The sequence below is a fragment of the Vibrio kanaloae genome (genome assembly GCF_024347535.1).
In the GTDB taxonomy this organism is placed as follows: domain Bacteria; phylum Pseudomonadota; class Gammaproteobacteria; order Enterobacterales; family Vibrionaceae; genus Vibrio; species Vibrio kanaloae.
The window spans coordinates 1,180,026-1,196,502 of record NZ_AP025497.1 but is presented as its reverse complement, the minus strand read 5'-3'; the positions used below and the strand labels follow the sequence as shown (position 1 = coordinate 1,196,502).

17 protein-coding genes and 1 pseudogene are annotated in these 16,477 nt (G+C 43.8%); 9 read left to right on the top strand and 9 right to left on the bottom strand.

Annotated elements, in window-relative coordinates; all coding sequences use genetic code 11:
• Positions 1-106 precede the first annotated feature (106 nt).
• Together OCV24_RS05710 and OCV24_RS05705 are read left to right on the top strand one after the other, a co-directional pair.
• On the top strand, positions 107-730 hold the full coding sequence (locus tag OCV24_RS05710) for an HD-GYP domain-containing protein (protein WP_150878243.1): 624 nt from the start codon (positions 107-109) through the stop codon (positions 728-730).
• Positions 731-765: 35 nt separating this feature from the next.
• Positions 766-996: pseudogene (locus tag OCV24_RS05705) on the top strand (isochorismatase); the annotation flags it as partial.
• A 207-nt stretch (positions 997-1,203) separates the two neighbouring features.
• On the opposite strand, the gene proX reads toward OCV24_RS05705, so the two are convergent.
• From proX to OCV24_RS05675, 6 genes are all read right to left on the bottom strand, one after another.
• Positions 1,204-2,211, bottom strand: coding sequence for a glycine betaine/L-proline ABC transporter substrate-binding protein ProX (gene proX / locus OCV24_RS05700; RefSeq protein ID WP_017057124.1), 1,008 nt, complete (start codon positions 2,209-2,211; stop codon positions 1,204-1,206).
• Entirely contained in the window at positions 2,204-3,307 is a 1,104-nt protein-coding gene (gene proW / locus OCV24_RS05695; RefSeq protein WP_150878241.1) for a glycine betaine/L-proline ABC transporter permease ProW, read from the bottom strand. Before proW ends, proX begins: the two co-directional genes overlap by 8 nt.
• Before the next feature lie 3 nt (positions 3,308-3,310).
• Positions 3,311-4,498 carry a glycine betaine/L-proline ABC transporter ATP-binding protein ProV gene (gene proV / locus OCV24_RS05690; RefSeq protein WP_046223847.1) on the bottom strand — a complete coding sequence of 396 codons (1,188 nt, stop codon included), beginning with the start codon at positions 4,496-4,498 and terminating at the stop codon, positions 3,311-3,313.
• A 483-nt stretch (positions 4,499-4,981) separates the two neighbouring features.
• A complete protein-coding gene (locus OCV24_RS05685; protein WP_150878239.1) occupies positions 4,982-5,194 on the bottom strand; it encodes a TIGR02450 family Trp-rich protein in 213 nt (70 codons plus the stop codon).
• Between the two features lie 143 nt (positions 5,195-5,337).
• Complete coding sequence (locus tag OCV24_RS05680) at positions 5,338-7,785, bottom strand: molybdopterin guanine dinucleotide-containing S/N-oxide reductase (protein WP_150878237.1); 2,448 nt, start codon at positions 7,783-7,785, stop codon at positions 5,338-5,340.
• A gap of 22 nt (positions 7,786-7,807) precedes the next feature.
• A complete protein-coding gene (locus OCV24_RS05675) occupies positions 7,808-8,902 on the bottom strand; it encodes a NapC/NirT family cytochrome c (protein ID WP_150878235.1) in 1,095 nt (364 codons plus the stop codon).
• Positions 8,903-9,209: 307 nt separating this feature from the next.
• Between OCV24_RS05675 and OCV24_RS05670 the strand changes: the two genes are divergently transcribed.
• Both OCV24_RS05670 and OCV24_RS05665 read left to right on the top strand, forming a co-directional pair.
• Positions 9,210-9,485, top strand: a complete 276-nt coding sequence (locus OCV24_RS05670) for a nitrogenase-stabilizing/protective protein NifW (protein ID WP_137025435.1) — start codon at positions 9,210-9,212, stop codon at positions 9,483-9,485.
• A gap of 134 nt (positions 9,486-9,619) precedes the next feature.
• Positions 9,620-10,744 carry a M14 family metallopeptidase gene (locus OCV24_RS05665; RefSeq protein WP_048614453.1) on the top strand — a complete coding sequence of 375 codons (1,125 nt, stop codon included), beginning with the start codon at positions 9,620-9,622 and terminating at the stop codon, positions 10,742-10,744.
• A gap of 158 nt (positions 10,745-10,902) precedes the next feature.
• On the opposite strand, the gene OCV24_RS05660 is transcribed toward OCV24_RS05665, so the two are convergent.
• Complete coding sequence (locus OCV24_RS05660; RefSeq protein ID WP_017057118.1) at positions 10,903-11,259, bottom strand: hypothetical protein; 357 nt, start codon at positions 11,257-11,259, stop codon at positions 10,903-10,905.
• Between the two features lie 313 nt (positions 11,260-11,572).
• On the opposite strand from OCV24_RS05660, the gene OCV24_RS05655 reads away from it, so the two are divergent.
• From OCV24_RS05655 to OCV24_RS05645, 3 genes are all read left to right on the top strand, one after another.
• A complete protein-coding gene (locus OCV24_RS05655) occupies positions 11,573-12,811 on the top strand; it encodes a DEAD/DEAH box helicase (protein ID WP_077680585.1) in 1,239 nt (412 codons plus the stop codon).
• 232 nt (positions 12,812-13,043) lie between these two features.
• Positions 13,044-13,265, top strand: coding sequence for a hypothetical protein (locus OCV24_RS05650; protein ID WP_017057116.1), 222 nt, complete (start codon positions 13,044-13,046; stop codon positions 13,263-13,265).
• Positions 13,266-13,392: 127 nt separating this feature from the next.
• Positions 13,393-13,695, top strand: a complete 303-nt coding sequence (locus OCV24_RS05645) for a thiamine-binding protein (protein WP_017057115.1) — start codon at positions 13,393-13,395, stop codon at positions 13,693-13,695.
• A 57-nt stretch (positions 13,696-13,752) separates the two neighbouring features.
• Here OCV24_RS05645 and OCV24_RS05640 read toward each other — a convergent pair whose 3' ends face one another.
• The gene (locus OCV24_RS05640; protein WP_017057114.1) at positions 13,753-13,920 is read right to left on the bottom strand and encodes a hypothetical protein; all 168 of its coding nucleotides are present in this window, start codon (positions 13,918-13,920) and stop codon (positions 13,753-13,755) included.
• Positions 13,921-14,029: 109 nt separating this feature from the next.
• On the bottom strand, positions 14,030-14,293 hold the full coding sequence (locus tag OCV24_RS05635; protein WP_017057113.1) for a DUF1289 domain-containing protein: 264 nt from the start codon (positions 14,291-14,293) through the stop codon (positions 14,030-14,032).
• A gap of 187 nt (positions 14,294-14,480) precedes the next feature.
• On the opposite strand from OCV24_RS05635, the gene OCV24_RS05630 reads away from it, so the two are divergent.
• Both OCV24_RS05630 and OCV24_RS05625 read left to right on the top strand, forming a co-directional pair.
• Complete coding sequence (locus OCV24_RS05630) at positions 14,481-14,927, top strand: META domain-containing protein (RefSeq protein ID WP_017057112.1); 447 nt, start codon at positions 14,481-14,483, stop codon at positions 14,925-14,927.
• A gap of 383 nt (positions 14,928-15,310) precedes the next feature.
• Positions 15,311-16,477 carry an ABC transporter substrate-binding protein gene (locus OCV24_RS05625; protein WP_146443734.1) on the top strand — a complete coding sequence of 389 codons (1,167 nt, stop codon included), beginning with the start codon at positions 15,311-15,313 and terminating at the stop codon, positions 16,475-16,477.

Here is a 16,477-nt window from a genome sequence, read left to right as displayed (position 1 = left end):
TAAATTTGAGAAAGATTGTTTAATAAACATTCAATCACATTAAGTTAACTCCTCCATTCATCGTCTCCATACTGCCGGACTCACTTACATTGATACGGCAAACGTTATGAACCAAACCAAAATTGACCACGTGTACACATTGGCTCCGCAGCACAAGCATTCACTAGATGCTCTCAAGTTATTACAGCCTATGCGCCATCATTCAATGGAAACCTATGAACACACATTACGAGTTTGTTTACTGTCATATTCATTTGGGCAGTACCTAAAGTTTGGTCGTGAACAGTTGGAATTGATTTTCGATTCTGCTCTTGTTCACGATTTAGGGAAGTTAGAAACCCCCAAGAGCATACTTCACAAAAATGGCAAATTAACACCGATAGAACGCCAGCTGATGAACAAGCATGTTGAAGGGACTTACATGATGAGCAAGCAAGCTCCCGAGCTAGAATTCGCTTCGATTTTGGGTTCGTTGCACCATGAACGATGGGATGGAAATGGATACCCATTACGACTGAAAGGCTCAGAAATTCCACTGATTGGGCAAGTTCTTGCAATAGCGGACACATGGGATGCAATGACCTCAACAAGGGCCTATCGAACAGGAATGCCAGCAAAAAAAGCACTTCGTATTCTATTTGATGAGAGATTACAGGGACAATTCAACCCATTTTTGATCGACAAGTTTATCTGCTTTATTGCCAACACTTCTCGAACGGAAGACGCATAATAAGTCGCAAATAATTAAATGCAAAGAGCTAGGATTTTGAAGATCGTGAAGCTATTCAAGCATTTTGGCAAAACATCATCGACCAAAGCTTCAAAGACGTTGATTACACAGACGTAAAATGGAAAGAACACCCAGAAAGCAGTTACATTCTTACGGTTAGTTGAACTAAGTGTTTGGTGTTGTGCATCGTGAGCACTGGGGCAATTGAAGCAGATGACTGTGCTCGCTTAGTAAGCGACGACTTCGAAGTTCAAAACGAACGCTAGGGCTATAATTAAAAGTTGGAAGCTCACAATTCAAGAATCAAAACAGAAAACAAAAAGCCAGCAATCCAAATTGGACTACTGGCTTGTAATGCTCACTCTTGTCGTCTTTCACTTCATTTGAAGTGTGACTCAGTGATTCTACGCAATCACTAAACACACTAGTCATTTCCAATTAAAGTGTCAGTCCGCTCTTGAACAAACATAAATCTACAGTGCTGCTTTCTTCGCTTCTTCAATCCAAGCATCGAATGTATTTTGGTTCGCTTTAATCCAACCATTTACGTGCGCTTCGATATCAGCAGAGCTGTTTTTACCCTTGCTCATCATCATGTTCTGTGCACTTACATCATTGATGTTAAGTTTGATGATTTCGAAAAGCTTAGCCGCAGATGGATTATTTTTAGCAAACTCTTTATTCGCGATAATACGCATTGAGTTCATTTGGAAGCCATAGTTCTTACCGTTAGATAACGTAGTATCAACATCAGAACGATCACCAGGAAGTGAAGAGAATGGAACTTCTAGCCAAACTACATCTTCATTTGGAACCAATACACCACTCACCCAATACGGTGTCCACGTGTAGTATAGAATTGATTCTCCCTTTTGGTAGCGCGAAATGGTATCAGCAATGATGGCTGCGTAGTTACCTTGATTATGAGTAACCGTGTCATCCAGTTTAAATGCTGACAGTTGGTGCTCAATAACCGTCTCACAGCCCCAACCTGGGTTACAGCCCGTTAGATCAGCTTTACCATCTCCATTTGCATCAAACAGTTTCGCAATTTTTGGATCGGTTAGTTGACCAATATTCGTAATGTTATACTTCTCTGCCGTTTTCTTATCAATCAAGTAGCCCTGAGCTGCACCGCTTACATATTGGCCTTCACGATAAAACTTATCATCGCCACCTGCCATTTTGTATTTATCATCATGAAGTGGAAACCAGCCTACTGATAGGAATGTGGCGTCACCTTTTGCGATCGAGGTGTAACCTACGTTGTAGTCCACTTCTTGCGTCGATTTCACGTCATAGCCAAGTTCTTCTAAAGCACGATTAACGATCAAAGTTTGGAATGTTTCTTCCGCTACAGACGATTGAACAGGTTGAACGGAGACACCTTCACCCGGTAAGCTTGCTGCCCACACATTTGTTGATACGGCTAATGTAGAAACGATGCTAACAGCGAATTTGCTCTTCCATGAATTATTCATTAGTGTTTTTCCTTGATTGTAGTTTTGATTGGTTACCGCGATTTAAAGCATTAAGTAAAATGGAAACAGGTCCCATACGGTACCAGCGTAGTTTTGTATCACCTGCATTAGCCCCTAAAACTTGAGTAATTCGATCAAGTAGGATTGCAAGAATAACAATGCCTAGGCCACCGACAGCAGCAAGCCCCATATCTAAACGACCGATACCTCTCAGTACCATTTGGCCTAAGCCGCCTACTGCGATCATTGACGCTATAACAACCATAGACAGAGACAACATAAGTGTTTGGTTTACACCTGCCATTATGGTTGGTAAGGCAAGCGGCAGTTGAATGCGATAAAGCATTTGCTTTTTATTGGCACCGAATGAATGTCCCGCTTCAATCAATTCTTCCGGTACTTGTTGGATACCCAAGATGGTCAAACGTACCACTGGTGGCAGTGCAAATATGATAGTAACCACCACGCCCGGAACGTTACCGATACCAAACAACATTACGATAGGTACCAAATAAACAAAGGCCGGAGTAGTTTGCATCGCATCGAGAATTGGACGCACAAATTTAGCGGCAGTATTACTTCGGGCCAACCATATACCCATTGGTAAGCCGATCAATAAACAGAAGAATACCGATGTCATCACCAGTGAAAGAGTGGTCATCGCTTCAGACCAAGCGCCAATCAAGCCAATAAAAGTAAGGGATACTGCAGTCACAACACCAAGCTTGAGGTTTGAAAACTGCCATGCAACCAAAAACAAAATGATCAGCATGAATGGTGCAGGTGTAGACACAAGTGCCGTTTCAAATGAACTTAAAATGAAATCGATAGGTATACGTACTGCCTGAAATAACGGTCGCCCATGTTCAACTAGCCAATTCAATCCAGATTCAACCCAATTATCAACTGGCAACACTGCTTCCACGAATGGGTTCAGTGGATCAAAAGGTGCAGTCTCTACTGTTTCGCTGCTTAGCCAATCAGCCGATGGTGATGTATCACTTGCTTGACCCCATGGGTCACTTGCAGGTTGAGCTGATGGTTCTGATTTAGTGGATTGTGACCACGGGTCATTATCTATTTGTTCTGACGACATGCTCTACCCCTTATCCAATGTTTGTAGCAGTCGTGATTTAGTTACCACGCCAAAGTAAGTACCTTTATCGTCGACAACAGGAACGGAGTAAGGAACACCGCCAACAAGGCCAAGTACGTCGTTGATTGGTAAATCCGGGTTAAGAGTTAAGCCATCATCTAATTGAGCACTAACTAATGACTTATTTTCTTTGTGCGCTTTACGAAGAGATTCAACAGAAACAATGCCGGAGTAGTGACTGCTCTTCTCAATAACGATGCCGTATTCACGGTCGTTATCCATCAATATCTGTAATGCGGAGGCTGGGCCGTCATGTTCTGACTTCTTAAATACCGCCGCAGGTTTCTTGCGAGCAATATCTTTGACGGTCAATGCACTCGCCACATTAACACCTCGGAAAAAGGCTTCAACATAGTCATTAGCAGGGCTATTTAAGATCTCATCTGGTGTACCAACTTGAACCACCTCACCATTTTGCATAATCGCAATTCGATCCCCGATTCTCATTGCCTCATCAAGATCATGAGAAATAAAAACAATCGTACGCTTGTCGTCATTTTGCAGTCGAATTAACTCGTCTTGCATTTCAGTACGAATCAAAGGGTCGAGTGCAGAAAACGCTTCGTCCATTAATAAAATGTCAGGGTCACAGGCGAGAGCACGAGCCAAACCAACGCGCTGTTTCATCCCACCAGACAATTCATCCGGATAAGATTCTGAATATGGGCCAAGGCCTACTCGTTCTAGTGCTGTAAATGCAGACTGTTTGCGTATATCGGCTTCAACACCTGCGAGCTCAAGGCCAAAAGCTGCGTTCTCGATCACCGTCATATGTGGCATCAAGGCGAAATTTTGGAAAACCATAGAGATGTTATTACGGCGAACTTCGCGGAGTCTATCTTCTGAGATGTGGGCAATATCTTTGCCTCGAAGAAGCACATTGCCCTTGGTAGGTTCAATCAAGCGGTTAAGAAGGCGTACTAGGGTTGATTTGCCAGATCCTGACAGTCCCATTATGACGAAAATTTCACCTTCTTGAATACTCAAAGAAACATCGTTAACACCGATCGTTAGCCCTGTCTCTTCGAAAACTTTGTCTTTATCCGCACCTTCATCAATCATTGAAAAAGCACGATCAGTGTCTTCACCAAACACCTTGTACAGTCCCTTAACTTCCAGTATGGGATCCATGTAATCTAATCCTTTCTTAGTTTTTTTAAGCTTAAAAACGGCTATTTAAGATTAAAAGTAGTTTATTTAAACCCGGAAAACAATTAGCACTCTAAGCAATTGCCTAGTGAGAATCAAGAGATTCTATACTGTAAAAAACCCTACTAAGACTATAATTAGTCATAAAAAAACCGATCGAACATCAACTAAATACAATATAAAACATTGATATTTATACAAATTAAAAAACAACATAAACCTTAGGAATTTTGTGTCAATTGCTGACAGATTATTGAATAATTATTTAAAACTTGAGTGAACAATAGAGTCAACGAACCAATAACAAATAAAATAGTTCGTGTACAAATCATTAGGATACAAACTATTTATCAAAATTTCAGAACAAGAGATTCACTTTGTTCAATGGGTAAATCAAAGGCAGACTCAAACAAGGCCACGGCTCTCCATAAACTGCTAAAACAAGCTTGGAGTAACTGGTAGCCCCTACTTCCAACCTGCAAGCCAATGTTCCTTGTCGGTTAGATCCCTCCAGTTGATGTCTTCCTCTCGTTTCGTCATCACCGCTTCTATCGAACAACGAATGACCTCCCCTTCTTCAAATTCTACTTCTGTGACCATAAAGTGCTTTTCTTTGTTCACAGGGCTAACGGCTGTCCATTTGCTACGAAATAACTTCTTTGGGTTGATCCGATTCATGGGATTCTCTCTTGCTTTGATGTCGTTGATTATTATGAGTTGTCTACTCGACACACAGTAATAGTCTTTCCACCGCAAAAAAGATCATAAAAAAAGCCAGCGGCTAGGCTGGCTTCGTTCAATTAGCTATTTCTCGTTAAAGATTAGCCATTTTTAGGTGGATCAAATGCCGTCAGTTCTAATACTGGGCCTGTGTATTTTTCAATTTTCACAAGCGCTGAGTTCGCTGCACAACCATTTGCCAAACGAGAGGTCGGAATATCCAACGTAAGTACGTTACAGCCGCCGTTTTTACATAGGCCTGTATCTTTATCTAAATCTGGCCAACCGCCTTCATGGATACATACAGAGCCTTGTTTGATGCCGTCCGTCACTAATGCACCAACCAATACTTGACCACGACCATTGTGTGCACGAACCAAATCACCCGTTTTAATACCACGCGCTTTTGCGTCTTCAGGGTGAATTGAAATCGGCTCGCGGTCTGCGATCGCGTACTCTTCACGAATCTTGGCGTAGTTGAACTGACTGTGTAGACGGTGCGCTGCGTGCGCTGTCATCAATTGCAGTTCACCATCTTTAGCATTACCTGTGTACTCTGTTGGCTCTAACCAAGTAGGATGCGCTGGACAATCGTCTAGTTGGTAACCTTCAATCGTTCTTGAAAAAATCTCGAACTTGCCACTCGGTGTACCTAGTGGGTTCATGATTGGATTCTCACGAAAATCAGCGTAACGAACAAACTGTGCGTTCTTCTCGTTCCACTTCATCTCAATCAACTGATTATCTTCCCAGAATTTGCTGAAGTTAGGCATTGCGATGCGCTGACCACGGCCACCTTGCTGTGCTGTTTTGTAGAAACCGTACAGCCATTCCATTTCGGTCTTGCCTTCGGTGTACACTTCACGACCGCCTGGAGCAAGCAACTCAGCCATATCCGCAAACACATCGAAGTCATTGCGCGCTTCGCCTTGAGGTTCAACAGCTTTCTTCATTGGCACTAAGTGTTGGTTACTATAGTCCCCCGTCATCGTCATATCATTACGTTCAAACGATGTAGTAATTGGCAATACAATATCCGCGTGTTTAGCTGCTGCTGTCCAGTAAGGTTCTGAGATAACAACCAGCTCAGGTTTTTGCCACGCTTTAATCAAGCGATTGGTATCTTGGTGGTGAGTAAAGTTCGCACCGCCTGCCCACCAGATCATTTTGATCTCAGGGAACGTTAGGTTGTGGCCATTGTGATGGTAGCTTGAACCCGGATTTTCTAGCGCTTCAACAATACGCGCGACAGGGAATGCGTTCACAGCTCCTGAAACTGCCCAGTCGTTACCCGCCGAAGAACCACCGCCAAGCGACGCTGAAATCGCAGGAAGTACGCCTGCATCACGAGCAGGGTTGCCGCCGTTTGAGTAGTGGTAAGAAAGACCGAAACCACCACCAGGTAAACCAACTTGACCTAGCATTGTCGCTAGCGTAACCAACATCCAGTGACGTTGTTCTCCGTATTGTTGACGCTGCATACCCCAGCCAGACATCAGCATAGTGCGGTTCTTACTGAAGATATCCGCCAGTAGTTTCAGTTGCTTCACTGGCACACCACAGATCTCAGACGCCCACTCAGCCGATTTTTCAACGCCGTCTTCTTTACCCATTAGGTAAGCTTCGAATACGTCATAACCTGTTGTGTATTTGCCCAAGAATTCTTTGTCGTGTTTACCCTGCTTCACTAATGTGTGCGCAATACCCATCATCATGGCTACGTCAGTCATTGGGTGCGGAGCAATCCACTCAGCGTTGTCGCCAAAGAACTCGATAGTCTCAGAACGCATTGGATCAATCGCGATCACTGTCTTGCCCGATTTCTTCAACTGGTGGAAGAATTCAAGACCCGCACAGTCCGTTGAGCTCCAAGCGATCTTCAAGGTATTGATTGGGTTTAGACCCCAAAGTACCACCACATCACTGTGCTCAAGGATTATTGGGTAAGTCGTTTGTTGTTCATACACTTCAATCGAACCCACCACGTGCGGCATGATGACCTGAGCAGCACCTGTTGAGTAATCACCTAAGTGACCAGAGTAACCACCAGCCATGCTCATGTAACGTTGTAGAAGTGTTTGCGCTTTATGTAGCACACCGCTTGAACGCCAACCGTAAGAGCCTGCGAATACCGATTCTGCACCGTGCTCTTTACGAATACGTGAATGTTGTTGGTGAATCAGTTTGTACACTTCATCCCAAGAGATGCGAACAAACTCATCGCTACCACGTACACCTTCAGGTGCAGATGGGTTAGCCAAGTAGCCTTTACGAACCATAGGGTATATAACACGCGCTTTGGTATGTACTTGGTCAGGGCCTGTAATTTGTAGGCTGTTTGGAACTGTTTGTGCCAGTGCATTCGTTGTAGACACTAACTTGCCATCTTTCACTTCACACAGCATTGGTCCCATACGGCCTGATGTTAGAACACCAGAACCGCGCTTGTCAGAAGCTATTGCGCTCATCGGTGTCAAGGATGTGAATGCCAACGCACCAGCAGTGATACCTGTGCCTTTCATAAATCCACGACGGGTCATATTAGTCATAATTTTATCCTTCTAATTCTCTTTAGTGACCAACAACGTCTTTCGCGTGATTTTGGAAGTACTTAGTCAACAGCTCAAGGTTTCGCTCAGAAATGTCGGTACGGTCGCCCATACTTTTCGCAACAGGTCCCCAAGCATTCACAGTGAAGTGATTTGAAGGAATCTTCGCGTGACAAGTTGCACAGTAAACATTGTCCAACTCTTCTGCATAAGACCAGATTGGGTCTAGGGTATCGACAACTGGGTCAGTAATGTCACCCGTTAACGCCACTGAACGCCACTCGTTACCATAAGCATCGGCTTTGTATTCACCAGTAGTCAGTGCTTCTTGACCTTTGTCTGTCAGTGTCGCAACGATTGCACGTTGACCTTCACCGAAGTAAAGCACTTGTTCTGCACCTTTCATTTGGAACGCATTCAGAGTCACCGTACGGTTGTCGCCTTCAGCTTTAACGACTTCAAGTTCAGCCGTTGGGTTTACGCTACCAAACTCGCCCATTGCGATATCGGTTACTGGGTAAACCACTTTCGCATCTGCTGGCGTGTTTTGGGTGAAGGCGATCAGGGTATCGAAGGCTTTGCTGTCTAACTGAGCTTCAGGGGCAAAGTGCGCTACGCCTTTATGACAATCGATACACGTTTGGTTGTTCTCTTTACCGTAAGCGTGCATTTTCGCCGCATCACGAGATTGCTCGAACTCTTCCATTGCATCGAATTCGTGACAAGAGCGACACGTCGCTGAGTCATTCTCACGGAATTGAGCCCATACTGTTTCAGCCATCTCTTCACGGTGTGCTTCGTATTTCTCAGGCGTGTCGATCTTACCTGTGATGAATTCGTGGTAGATGTCTTTAGACGCTCTTACTTTGGTGATCACGTAGTCAATCGGATCCGTTGGAATGTGGCAATCGGCACATTCGGCTCGAATGCCTGTTGCGTTACTGAAGTGGACTGAACCTTGATACTCTTTGTGGGGGGCTTCCATCGTGTGGCAAGAAACACAAAACTCAGTGCTCGATGTATAGTGCATAACAGCAGCAGATCCCCCTAAGGTTAACCAGCCAATACCTATACCGACCGCCGCTATTAGTGCGATATAACGTTTTTTTATTGTCATAATTCTTAATCATCTTCAACAATTGGTTACAATTAAGATCAGAATAGTACTTTAGGGGTAGATCAGTTTGATTTGGATCATAAATCGCATTCTGAGGAACAAAAATTGAACCTTTATGAGAACCCAAGGTCACTTCACGAAATTATTCCCCACCAGATACAATCACCCACCAAATAATAAGTGACAATTTAATATCTATTATTGATTAATCTAACATCAACGAGACAAAACGGCTTTCTAAGTCAAAGAAGTAAACTGTAAATCTATTACAATATCGGCTATCTATTTTTCATAAACTCCTCACTCAATGAACCAAACAGAATTCCAACAAAAAATGGCGAGTTTCACCTCGATTGAACAAGCGCTTGATTACTTCGAAATTGGGTTTGATAGCAAGTTCATCGACCAAAATAGAGTCGAGCTTGTGAAACACTTTAATGGTTATCTGATCCTGTCAAAACCCGATGATTGGTTCTCTGGACGAAGAGCGCTAAAAAACGCTTATTGTAAGGTTCAACGCAGCAAGTTAGATCGCCACACACGTTCTGCCTGTCGTGGGTGTACAACTTGTCAGCGTCGATAGATAGGAGTACTGCTCAAAATAGAGAACTAAAAAGTAGATAGTTGAAATAACATCTCATTACGATTTAGTTAGTGGTTTGCTCGAAAAAAAGTGTGCTAGTCTTACGGCAACTCAACTACGAGATAAAAACTACAATGAAAATTTTCAGCAATTTCGAAAGCGGCAACATTCACGTCGTTTCAGCAGATTCACCACAAAACATTCAACTGACTATCCCAGCAGACTACCAAACTGAAATCTCTCAGTGGTTTCACTTCCGCTTAGAAAGTGAAGCTCAACAAGCTCACCACTTTGAAATCGGTCAATTGGCAACATCTGCCTACCCTGAAGGCTGGAAAGATTACGATGTGGTTGCATCGTATGACCGTGAAGAGTGGTTCCGTATCCCATCTCAGTTCGATGGCGATACATTAAGCTTCGATATCATCCCTGAACACGATTCAATGTACTTCGCGTACTTCGCACCTTACTCATACGATCGTCACCAAGATCTTCTGCACAGTGCTCAAACGCACCCAGCTTGTAAGCTTGAAACTTTGGGCCACACGCTAGACAACAATGACATCACTTTGCTAACCATTGGTGAGCCAAGTGAAGAGAAGAAAAATATCTGGGTTATTGGTCGCCAACACCCGGGCGAGACGATGGCTGAATGGCTGATCGAAGGTCTGCTACAACGCCTGCTTGATGAAACAGATACAGTCGGTCGCTCTCTTCTAGACAGCGTTGTGTTCCGCGTTGTACCAAACATGAACCCAGATGGCAGCATCCGCGGTCACCTGCGTACTAACGCGATTGGCGTAAACCTGAACCGCGAATGGCAATCACCTTCTATGGAGCGCAGCCCAGAGGTATTCCTTGTTCGCGAGCGTATGCTAGAAACGGGCGTTGACCTATGTCTAGACATTCACGGCGACGAAGCGATTCCATATAACTTTGTCGCGGGTAGCGAAGGCACGCCTTCATACAACGAGCGTATTGCTAAACTAGAGAATCACTTCAAGCAAGCACTACTGACGATCACACCAGAGTTCCAAGATGAATTTGGTTACGATAAAGACGAACCGGGCAAAGCGAATATGACGGTTGGCACAAACTGGATCGGTGAGCAGTTCAAGTGTTTAGCTTACACCGTCGAGATGCCATTTAAAGATCACATCAGTCACGCTGACGAACTTTACGGCTGGTCTCCAGAGCGAAGTGTCGCGTTTGGTCACGACATGCTAGCCGCGGTTTGGGCAACAGTAGACGAGTTATAAGGCGAACTAAGCTCATTAGCTTTACCTGTATCGCCTTTGGTTTATAAGAATCTGGGCTATAGATAGGAAAAAGCCCAGCACTTGTGAAAGTGCTGGGCTTTTTAACCTCTGTTTAGAATGAGCGATTTGCGCCTTAAGGAATCTAACGTCCGTGACTTTTAAGCCACTCTCAGGCTTGCAAAAAATACTGGGTATCTTTGCCTAATATGCCTTTGTTCAGACACCATATCTTTGAAGCTTGGTCCTTGTGATAACTGGACAATCACTTCATCGCCTTCTTGTCTCAGCACTGCACCACTAATATCAATAGTATTGTTATCATGCAGTCTTAAGCTGCCCGCCATAGAGAAACCTCGATAAACAGGGATGATGTTACGCATCATCAGGCGTACACCCTTTTCAGACACTTCACTGACATGAAAAAGCTCATCCTTAATTCGCATCACCGGACGTGCCTTTTGAGGGTACTTTAAGCGGTAATATTTGCGTTTCTGGGTGAATGACTCTTCACGCATTGGTGACTCCCTGTCTCTGTTTATTCGGTCAAGCAATAGACTTTATCTTCAATTGGGTTTTAAGTTACACATTCACTCAATTAATAGCTAATTATTATATCGGCCTGAGAATATAATACTTTAGGTATTTAATCCGAGCACTAAGTATGAGCTCAATACTGTACAAAAATCTATACTGAACTGTTAGTTGACTATATTCCTAGAACATTTTTTATTTTGTTTTCGATATGCTTGTCATTATGGTTACAAAACTGATTCTCTAACATTTGCAGCCCTGTTAGACTCCACCTCCCTTTTGATACTTGGTTCATTTATGTCATTTGCTAGCCTAACCCTTAACGCAAAAACCGTCTCCGCGCTCCCATCTCAATTCAATAAGCCAACAGAGATACAACAAGCGGTAATTCCTACAATTATTGCGGGGAAAGACGTACTTGCATTGGCTCAAACGGGCAGCGGTAAAACATTGGCATTCGGCTTACCTTTACTGAATAACATCAACCAAGATGTACATGAACTGCAAACACTGATCATTGTTCCAACCCGTGAACTTGCATCTCAAGTGACCAAATCTTTAGAGCCGATCGCGACAACGCTCAATATCAAATTGGTAACGCTAACGGGCGGCGTGAATACTGATGATCAACAGCAACAATTGTCGACTAAACCACAATTAGCCATCGCCACACCAGGCCGTCTACTTGCTTTAATTAAAAGTGGTGAACTGGATGCAGCCCAGTGTTCATCATTGGTTCTTGATGAAGCCGATCGCCTGATCGACATGGGCTTTTGGCCAGATATTCAAGCGATTACTGCAGCACTACCGAGCAAACGTCAGTCACTGTTGTTCTCTGCGACACTTCCGCCCGAATTAGTAGATCAGGCTGAAGAGCTTCTTTCAAATCCAGTTAAAGTCACGACACACCAAGAAAACAGCGTGGTCGCGGCTATTGAAGAAACCCTGTATTTAGTGAACAAAGGCAGTAAAGCTCAAGCGCTCATCGCCCTACTCAATCAACACACATGGCCGCAAGTATTGGTATTTATTGGCGCAAAAGACAATGCCGATGCATTAACCAAACGATTGAATAAAGCCAAAATCAGTGTGAGTGCGTTACATGGAAATAAGAGCCAAGAAGAACGAGAGCAAGCTTTAGAAAGTTTCAAAAATGGCGAGACTCGTGTGCTTATCGCAACCGACGTGATGGCTCGAGGCATCCATATTGATCAGTTACCTGTCGTAATTAACTTCGAATTACCCTCTCACTCAGCAACTTACGTACACCGCGTTGGTCGCACAGCAAGAGCAGGAAGTACTGGCTGCGCGATCTCTCTGGTTAGCCACAGCGAAACAGACTACCTCAATGCAATTCGCACCCTAACCAATAAGCCGTTGGTGCTGCAACCATTAGAAGGTTTCCCGGTTACCGACAAACCTGCATCTGAAGCGACCGCTCGCAAGCGTCCACCTAAAGATAAAATGGCCAATCGAAGAACAGCCAAAAAGAAGAGCATTAAGCAATTTAAAGGCAAGCCAAGTTCTTCGAAATAAGCAAAGAAAGTCGATTAGCCCAGTTTTTACTGGGCTTTTTTATATGCAACAAAACATAAATTCACACCCAAACACCTCCCTAAAGATGCCAACTTAAATGACACTTTTGTGAATTATGATGCCAACGTATTGATTCTTGGTTGCTCAAAAAAAATACTCTTAAATCACGTTGACGCCCCTATATCTGGCAACTAGATTTTTCTATTAGTGTCTACAACAGGAGGTCATTGAAATGAAACGTGCTAGCTCTACATATCGATTACAACTGATTAAGGAAGTGGCAACCCGCCGAGATCGTCAACGTTCCAATGACCCGATGGCAAACTACATACAAACCCTAATAGATAATAAAGATGATTGTGATACTTCGGTTGAACGCAACCAGAGGTTCAGTGGCAGTCATTTTGATGAGCACATAGGTGGTTGGGTAAGTGACCACTGGGGTAACAAGTAGGACAACGAGAGTAATCCAACCAGCATAACCGCTGTAGAATTCGTCTCCGCATTAACCTATCATCTGCAACAATTCCCTATCCTAGAGTAAGCAGAAAGTGTCTGAGTTAAAAAGAGAAAAAGAAGTAATGGTTGCCTTCCAAGTGATACCTCGCGTTAAAGAAGGTAACAACTTCGAAGTGGTTGATAAAGCCATTGAAGTGGTGAAAGCTGCCGATGTACCTTTCCAAATCGGTGCGATGGAAACCACGATGAAAGGTGAACTCAACCAATTACTCGATATAATTAAACAAGCAGAACAAGCTTGCTACGATGCAGGGGCTGTAGAAGTGATCACGAACATTAAGATTCACAGTAAAACCACCGAGGCCGATGATACATTTTGCACGTACCATCGTGGTGTAACGAAAGCGAATCACATGTTTGTTTAATATCATTTTTGTTTCCGAAAACTGAGCTTTAAGAAAGACTCTGAAAAACCTGTGGTGTTACTGGAAAGGCATGTCTGAGAGGTGAGAAAGGATTTCCATTCGTTCTTCTTCTGACATCGAATGCCAATCACGCGGAGCAACTTCAGGGTCATCTTTTGCCCCGATCGGTTTTCGGTCCAGTGCTTTGACTGGCTCTTTTTTGAGTTTTACGTTCTTTTTATTCATACCGACACCACTCCTTCAGGTACAAAGGTACCTACCTTAATATTACACCCCAACCATTATGTAAAGTAATAGTTACTTCGGAGTTAAATGAAATCTTAATACTTCCTCTTTAGCCAAAAAGATCTCCTTGGGGACTTGTGTTTCCCTCTTCATCGACCTGCTTACCAACCAAGTTTTTTTGCTTCATTATTTTTCGTCTATAGCGCTGACGACACAGCTTAATCACGTGCAATTGTTCTGACGGAGTCATCGACATCCAATTAAAGCGCTCTTCTCTTTTGCGCATACAACCATTGCAATAGCCTTTATCATCGCTTGAGCAAACCCCAACGCAAGGGCTTGGAACCTGGAAAAACTCTAACTGCTCCACCATGCCTCCTTACACATCAAAATCGAGCTTACTAATTAAAAAATAAGCGATTAATTTGTCGCCCAGCTCGTGAAATTCATACTAAACTATGACCTTATACTGACACATATAGTGTTTTGTAAACTATACTTTGAACCCATCAAGTTACACTTATTCGGTAACTTCGTTCTTTCCTTTGGAGCCTTATAATATGAAGTTTAGTTCAAAAAAATTACTAGCAGTAGCCGCTTTACCTATGATGCTAGCAGCATGCACAACAACAGGTGACAACGCGATGCAAGTAACACCAACCGATCTACAGCACCATAATTGGGAACTTGCGCAAATTGATGGCAAGGACATTGTGAAAAACGAAGACCAAGCAGCTCCTCGTCTAGAGATCGGCGAAAAGATGACGGCAAATGGCATGGCTGGTTGTAACAACTTCTTCGGTCAAGGCGAGCTGAAAGACGGTCAATTCCGTATCAAGCAAATGGGCATGACAATGAAAATGTGTCACGGCTCTGCGATGGAAATCGAACAATCGGTTTCTGCGACTCTAAGCGAGTGGAGCGACGTAACCCTAACAAACGATACGCTAGTACTGAAAAACGATGTACACACGCTAACGTACACAATTCGTGACTGGGTAAACTAATCCGTCATCGAAACCAAATACTGATTAAAGGAGCCTGATGGCTCCTTTTTTATTGCCAGCTTGCCCTCACTACTTCTTCAAAATTGACGCTCATCGCCGACTTTTCGTACCAACCTCCAATAAACCTCAAAAATCTCTCATTTAGATGCAATAAATTCAACGGTTCAGCGGTCTGTTGCTAGGATGGCAAAAGCCTAGAGTCTGTCGAGTTTTCGAGATGATTACATATCGAACAAAACTCAACCGCCAACTCCCTGCTTGTTCTCAAGTAATTGATTGAATTTACTGTTGAATTAGAATTTATTTCAGAAACAGATAGAATAACTATTAGGGAGTTTGAAAATACAATGCTCTTGCCCGTTCACTACCAAATGGAAAAGTTTATGAACAAGATAGTAAGTACGTTAGGAATCATGGCAACCGTTGCATACAGCGCAACCATTTCTGCTGATGAAGCAACATCCACCGACAGCTGGAACCAAATAGAACAGCAGGCAGAGGGAGAAACTGTCTACTTTCACGCTTGGGGCGGAAGCCAAGAGATCAATCGTTACCTACAGTGGGCAGGCAAGAAATTACAAAGTGACTACGGTGTCACGTTAAAGCATGTGAAAGTAACTGATATTGCGGAAACGACCACTCGACTGCTTGCTGAAAAAGCGGCAGGAAAGAACAGTGAAGGCAGCGTCGATATCGTCTGGATCAATGGCGAGAACTTCCGTTCGATGAAAGACAACGCGCTATTGTTTGGGCCATTTACAGAATCACTTCCAAATTGGCAGTATGTCGATAAATCTCTGCCGATTGATGTCGATTTCTCAGAGCCTACGGAAGGCTTAGAAGCACCGTGGGGCGTGGGACAACTGGTGTTCATTCACGACCAAGAGACGCTGCATAATCCACCACAATCATTCTCAGAGATGTTGAGCTACGCTCAGGCTTTCCCGAACCGTTTAAGCTACCCTCGTCCACCAGAATTTCATGGCACGAGCTTCATTAAGTCTCTACTGATTGAACTAACAAACAATAACCCTGCGCTGGCTCAGCCGGTTTCAGAAGGCAACTTCCAAGAAGTGACGGCACCACTGTGGGCATACTTAGATAAATTCCATAAAGTGGCTTGGCGCGGTGGCAAGCAATTCCCAGCAGGCACATCGGAAAGCATCCAACTCCTGGATGATGGTCAGATCGATCTCGCGATTACGTTCAATCCAAACTCTGTTTATTCAGCACAAGCAAGTGGTCGCCTAGCCGAAACCACTAAGGCTTATGCTCTAGAAAGCGGCGCACTATCTAACATTCACTTCCTTGCGATTCCTTGGAATGCCAATGCAACCGCAGGTGCTCAAGTGACCATTAACTTCTTACTGAGCCCAGAAGCACAGTCTCGCAAAGGTGACCTCAATGTCTGGGGCGATCCTTCGGTTCTGAGCAGCAAGTACCTCACTGGCAGCGCTAAAAACACCCAACAATTTAAATCGGTTGATGAACCACACCCTAGCTGGCAAAACGCGCTCGAGAAAGAGTGGCTTAAGCGATACGGTAACTAG

What these genes read in the sequence shown, in the direction of transcription:
- OCV24_RS05675 (WP_150878235.1), bottom strand. Translation starts at nt 8,902, where the DNA reads ATGACAATAAAAAAACGTTATATCGCACTAATAGCGGCGGTCGGTATA.
- OCV24_RS05645 (WP_017057115.1), top strand. Translation starts at nt 13,393, where the DNA reads ATGGTTGCCTTCCAAGTGATACCTCGCGTTAAAGAAGGTAACAACTTC.
- OCV24_RS05635 (WP_017057113.1), bottom strand. Translation starts at nt 14,293, where the DNA reads ATGGTGGAGCAGTTAGAGTTTTTCCAGGTTCCAAGCCCTTGCGTTGGG.
- OCV24_RS05665 (WP_048614453.1), top strand. Translation starts at nt 9,620, where the DNA reads ATGAAAATTTTCAGCAATTTCGAAAGCGGCAACATTCACGTCGTTTCA.
- OCV24_RS05650 (WP_017057116.1), top strand. Translation starts at nt 13,044, where the DNA reads ATGAAACGTGCTAGCTCTACATATCGATTACAACTGATTAAGGAAGTG.
- OCV24_RS05630 (WP_017057112.1), top strand. Translation starts at nt 14,481, where the DNA reads ATGAAGTTTAGTTCAAAAAAATTACTAGCAGTAGCCGCTTTACCTATG.
- proW (WP_150878241.1), bottom strand. Translation starts at nt 3,307, where the DNA reads ATGTCGTCAGAACAAATAGATAATGACCCGTGGTCACAATCCACTAAA.
- OCV24_RS05625 (WP_146443734.1), top strand. Translation starts at nt 15,311, where the DNA reads ATGAACAAGATAGTAAGTACGTTAGGAATCATGGCAACCGTTGCATAC.
- OCV24_RS05670 (WP_137025435.1), top strand. Translation starts at nt 9,210, where the DNA reads ATGAACCAAACAGAATTCCAACAAAAAATGGCGAGTTTCACCTCGATT.
- proV (WP_046223847.1), bottom strand. Translation starts at nt 4,498, where the DNA reads ATGGATCCCATACTGGAAGTTAAGGGACTGTACAAGGTGTTTGGTGAA.
- OCV24_RS05680 (WP_150878237.1), bottom strand. Translation starts at nt 7,785, where the DNA reads ATGACTAATATGACCCGTCGTGGATTTATGAAAGGCACAGGTATCACT.
- OCV24_RS05660 (WP_017057118.1), bottom strand. Translation starts at nt 11,259, where the DNA reads ATGCGTGAAGAGTCATTCACCCAGAAACGCAAATATTACCGCTTAAAG.
- OCV24_RS05640 (WP_017057114.1), bottom strand. Translation starts at nt 13,920, where the DNA reads ATGAATAAAAAGAACGTAAAACTCAAAAAAGAGCCAGTCAAAGCACTG.
- proX (WP_017057124.1), bottom strand. Translation starts at nt 2,211, where the DNA reads ATGAATAATTCATGGAAGAGCAAATTCGCTGTTAGCATCGTTTCTACA.
- OCV24_RS05655 (WP_077680585.1), top strand. Translation starts at nt 11,573, where the DNA reads ATGTCATTTGCTAGCCTAACCCTTAACGCAAAAACCGTCTCCGCGCTC.
- OCV24_RS05685 (WP_150878239.1), bottom strand. Translation starts at nt 5,194, where the DNA reads ATGAATCGGATCAACCCAAAGAAGTTATTTCGTAGCAAATGGACAGCC.
- OCV24_RS05710 (WP_150878243.1), top strand. Translation starts at nt 107, where the DNA reads ATGAACCAAACCAAAATTGACCACGTGTACACATTGGCTCCGCAGCAC.